The sequence below is a fragment of the Pedobacter sp. 01T416_2 genome, from assembly GCF_056398925.1.
Genome location: NZ_JBFTQI010000460.1, coordinates 1 through 4757, shown reverse-complemented (window position 1 = coordinate 4757; position 4757 = coordinate 1). Strand labels below are relative to the sequence as shown.

The 4757-nt window shown below is 37.3% G+C and carries 4 protein-coding genes and 1 pseudogene; 2 read left to right on the top strand and 3 right to left on the bottom strand.

Features of this window, described 5'->3' with window-relative positions; all coding sequences use genetic code 11:
- The 3 genes and pseudogenes from AC1DPQ_RS17970 to AC1DPQ_RS17960 all read right to left on the bottom strand — a co-directional run.
- Positions 1 to 322 (bottom strand): annotated as a pseudogene (locus tag AC1DPQ_RS17970) (sensor histidine kinase); the annotation flags it as partial.
- 67 nt (positions 323 to 389) lie between these two features.
- On the bottom strand, positions 390 to 1760 hold the full coding sequence (locus tag AC1DPQ_RS17965) for a sigma-54-dependent transcriptional regulator (RefSeq protein WP_477610423.1): 1371 nt from the start codon (positions 1758 to 1760) through the stop codon (positions 390 to 392).
- A gap of 135 nt (positions 1761 to 1895) precedes the next feature.
- Positions 1896 to 2273: an endonuclease domain-containing protein gene (locus AC1DPQ_RS17960; RefSeq protein WP_477580938.1), complete on the bottom strand. Its 378-nt coding sequence runs from the start codon at positions 2271 to 2273 to the stop codon at positions 1896 to 1898.
- Between the two features lie 320 nt (positions 2274 to 2593).
- Between AC1DPQ_RS17960 and AC1DPQ_RS17955 the strand changes: the two genes are divergently transcribed.
- Both AC1DPQ_RS17955 and AC1DPQ_RS17950 read left to right on the top strand, forming a co-directional pair.
- Entirely contained in the window at positions 2594 to 3838 is a 1245-nt protein-coding gene (locus AC1DPQ_RS17955) for an efflux RND transporter periplasmic adaptor subunit (protein ID WP_477580940.1), read from the top strand.
- A gap of 110 nt (positions 3839 to 3948) precedes the next feature.
- On the top strand, positions 3949 to 4647 hold the full coding sequence (locus AC1DPQ_RS17950; protein ID WP_029275061.1) for an ABC transporter ATP-binding protein: 699 nt from the start codon (positions 3949 to 3951) through the stop codon (positions 4645 to 4647).
- The last annotated feature ends 110 nt before the right edge of the window (positions 4648 to 4757 follow it).

Here is a 4757-nt window from a genome sequence, read left to right as displayed (position 1 = left end):
GTTCCAATCTGATCTGTTTATGTACCAGTAAAATATCGCTAAAAGACTCGTATAATTCAGGGAAACTGCCTTTAGTTACTTTGTTTTTAAAGTTTAAGGTATGATCTCTCGTTTTAACGGCTAAAATGAAACGGTTGATATCTGATCGGATCTGATTGATATAGTAATAAAGGGAAATAACCATGCCCAATAAAATTAAAGCTACGCCAATGATGGTAAACCAAAGCTGGGTATTTTTAACCAGGTAAAATAGGAGATAGCCCAGCAGATTGATAATCAGCAGGCGAAATATTAAACGGAAAGTAAAACGTTGATAAAACATGTTTTTAAAACTGAAAGCTTAAAGGCGAAAGACTAAAGCTTTAAGCTCTGGTCTTTCAGCTTTCAGCTTAGATTCCAAATTTCTCGATTCTTCTATACAGTGCAGCCCGCGTTAAACCGAGTTCTGCTGCGGCTTTTGATATATTTCCTTTGTGTTTATCAATTGCTTTCTGCACCATCATTTTTTCCATATCCTCAAGCGCCATTTCATCTGGTATGGCGTTGTTTTGTGCGTAGCGCTGCGGACTTAACTGCAAATCTTCTTCTGCAATATCAGCCCCATCGCTCATAATAACGGCTCTTTCTAAAACGTGCTGTAACTCGCGCACATTTCCCGGCCATTTATACTGTAAAAGTGCTTCTTGGGCCTTATTACTCAGTTTTCGTATGTCTTTATGGTATTTAGAGCTAAAAACCTGCATAAAATGATTGGCTAAAAGTAGGATATCTGTTCCACGTTTGCGTAAGGCTGGTAATAAAAGCTCAACAGTATTAATGCGGAACAGTAAATCTTGCCTAAATGTATTTTTAGATACCATTTCATTTAAGGGCATATTGGTGGCCGTTATTAAACGGACATTCACCTTACGTTCTTTACTTTCACCTAAACGGGTAACTGTACGGTTTTGCAAAACGCTTAAGAGTTTTGCCTGAAGCGGTAATGTTAAATTTCCAATCTCGTCTAAAAAGATCGTTCCTCCATCGGCCAGTTCAAAGCGACCAGGTTTATCTTCTTTGGCATCGGTAAAAGCACCTTTAGCATAACCGAATAATTCGCTCTCAAATAAATTTTCGTTTAATGAGCCTAAATCAACATGCATAAACACCTGGTTTTTCCTTTGTGAATTACCATGGATTTCATAAGCAAAAACTTGTTTCCCCGTTCCGTTTTCGCCCAGAATAAGCACATTGGCATCTGTTGGGGCAACTTTTAGTAAAGTGGCCTGTAACTGTTTTATTCCATCGGCCTGCCCAACAATATTCTCGAAACCACGGGTAAGATCTTTTTGGAGCGATGAATGTATTTTTTCTAGTTTTTTTACCTTTTTGGTCGATTCGCGGAGTTTAGATGCCGAAGAAATGGTGGCAAACAGCTTCTCATTTTCCCAGGGTTTCAGAATAAAATCGGTAGCTCCTTTTTTAATCGCCTTTACTGCCAGTTCAACATTGCCAAAAGCAGTCATTAATATGACTACATAATCTTTATCAATCGATAAAATATGTTCTAGCCAATAAAGACCTTCGCGGCCATCACTTGCACCTTTTTGGTAGTTCATATCCAGCAAGATGATATCAATTTCATTTTTGCTCAATAAAACATTGATCTCTTTAGGCGATTTACATGTAATTACCTGCTTTACCTGCTGCTTTAAAAACAAACGGGCACTAAGCAGGATATCGTCATCATCATCGATAATTAAAACTGTGGCGTCAAGCATAACCTCTCCCTATTAATTTAGTATATATTTATTCTTTTTTGCTGTCCCTCTCCTTCAAGAGAGGGATTTGTGGTAAAGTGGTTTGAACCTAATGTTCTTGTATGGTGTGATTTTTTGGTGCCTGCCTCTCTATCCTCAAGGAGAAAGGTATTTTTTAATAACATTTATAACCTCATTCAGATTATTATTTACACCCGCATTCGTAAATCGAATTATCGTTATTCCAATCTCCTTAAGTTCATCAGTACGGTTTTGATCATATTCTTGATTTTCGTGATGATTATGTATTCCTCCATCAATTTCAATAATTAATTTAGCCTCGTGGCAGTAAAAATCTGCAATAAACTTATGTACTGGATGCTGCCTCCTAAATTTAAAATTGAGGATTTTTCTATTCCTCAAACATTGCCACATGATTTCTTCAGCCTCCGTTTGATTTTTCCGCAATGCTTTCGAAAACTCAAACAGCTTCAAATTGGCACCATGAAATAACTTATCCTTATACTCCTCCATATCTAATAGACTTATGTCAAGTTAATTAAATATAATGGTTTTGTTTTTTATGATATGAATTCTCTTTAAAAAGAGGCCTTTTTGACCTTCTCTTTTCTGCATGCTTCTATCTACTCCCTGCCCCCTCTCCACATGGAGAGGGGATGAAGGGGTGAGGCAAAAATACCAAAACTGTCCGCTCCCGCACATCAACTGTCCGATAATGAACATATAAAAAATAAGATAACTATTAATTTGTTGATTATTAGTGTTTTAAATATGTTTTATGCTTTTGGCACAAGCTTGGTTATTAGTGATTCCAAACAGTACAACCGAACACAATGGATAAGAAAATAGAGAAAAAAAGATTTAGCACTAAAACCCTGTTAATTATAGGCGGAGCAATTGCTTTTGTAACAGTTGTAATTTATGGCTATACTTTATCCCTCAAAAAAGTTTACAGCGCAGATGCCGATAAATTAACCATCAGTAAAGTAGAATATGGCGACTTTGAAGATGTAGTGTTATTAAATGCCAGTGTAGTTCCATTAACTTCGGTAATTGTAAGTTCATCAGAAGGTGGAACAGTTGCCGAAATTTTTACCGAAAATGGTGCTTCGGTAGTTAAAGGAACCCCCCTATTAAGAATCTCCAACTCAAATGCCATGTTGAGTTATACTTCAAGTCAAACAGCAGCTACCGAGCAGATTAACCAGTTGCGTAAATCGCGATTGGATTTAGAGCAAAATCAAAGGGTTTTAAATCAGGATGTTTTAGATGTAGAAAATAGCTTAAGAACAGCAACCCGTCAGTATAGATTAGATAGCTCACTATTTTCTAAAAAAGTAATCACACTTCAGGAATTTAATAAATCGAACCAGGATTACGAATATTACCAGGGTAAACTGAAAATTGTGCGTCAAGCGATTAAACAAGAAAACCAAAGCAGAAAGATGCAGTTGGCTCAGATCGATCAATCGATGGGGCAAATGAACGAAAGTTTAGAGATGATCCGCAAAAACATCGAAAATATGACCATTAAGGCGCCTGTATCTGGTAAATTATCTTCTTACGATCCGGTAATCGGTAAATCTTATAACTCTAACGAAATGATTGGAAAGATTGACGTGTTGCAGGGTTATAAACTTCAGGCAGGAGTTGATGAATATTATATTAATCGGGTAAAAGAAGGACAAACCGCTAACTGTGAGTTTAATGGTAAAACTTATAATTTAACCGTGAGTAAAGTAATCCCTGAGGTTACTGCAGGTCAGTTTCAGGTAGAAATGGTTTTTAAGGGCGCAGCACCTGAAGGTTTACGTCGCGGATTATCGTTACAAACAAAATTAACCTTATCTGACAATAGCAAATCGCTGCTTCTTGCCCAGGGACAGTTTTTCCAGAGTACAGGCGGCTCTTGGGTATTTGTAGTAAACAATGGTAAAGCCACCAAGAAAAACGTTAAAATCGGACGAAAAAATTATCTGTACTATGAAATATTGGATGGTTTGCAGAAAGGCGATGAAGTAATCACTTCATCTTACGATCAGTTTAACCAGTACGATCAGGTGGAGATTAATAAATAGCTTAGCGTTTAGAGGTAGGCGTTTAGCGCCAATTAACAAATTAGACAATAATATAACCAGGTCTTGATACCTGATACTAAATACTTGATACTAGAATAATACTTGATACTATGATTAAAATAGAAAATCTGGAAAAAGTTTACAAAACTGAAGAGGTAGAAACCACTGCGCTGAATGGTATTAACCTCCATGTTGGAGCAGGAGAATTTGTTTCCATCATGGGCCCGTCGGGCTGTGGGAAATCTACCCTATTAAATGTAATGGGTTTGTTGGATAAGCCCGAAAGTGGAAGCTACAAATTTATCGATACAGAGCTTTTAACGCTTAACGATAGAGAACGTTCAAATTTCCGTAAAAGAAATATGGGATTCGTTTTCCAGAATTTCAATTTGATTGATGAATTAACTGTTTTCGAAAACATCGAACTACCCTTGATTTATAACAAAATTCCAGCTGGAGAACGCAAGAAACTGGTAAATGAAATTATCGAAAGAATGAATATTGTAAACCGTAGTGGTCACTTTCCACAACAGTTATCAGGTGGGCAGCAGCAGCGTGTGGCCGTAGCAAGGGCTTTGGTTACCAAGCCGAAGTTGGTTTTGGCCGATGAGCCTACCGGAAATTTGGATAGTTCTCATGGTAATGAAGTGATGGAGCTACTTTGCGAACTGAATGAAACCGGAACTACCATTGTAATGGTTACGCACTCCAGTCATGATGCCAGTTTTTCGAACAGAATCATCAACCTGAAAGATGGTCACGTGATTTCTGAAAAGATCAATAAAAGCAGAAACGAAGAGCTGATATAAGGGGAGAAGACTGAAGGTTTTAAGGTAGAAGGTCGAATTATGTCAACCTGTAACCCTCTACCTTCCTACCTTCAACCTCAAAAAGATTTTAGTTTAGTTAATGATAGGTC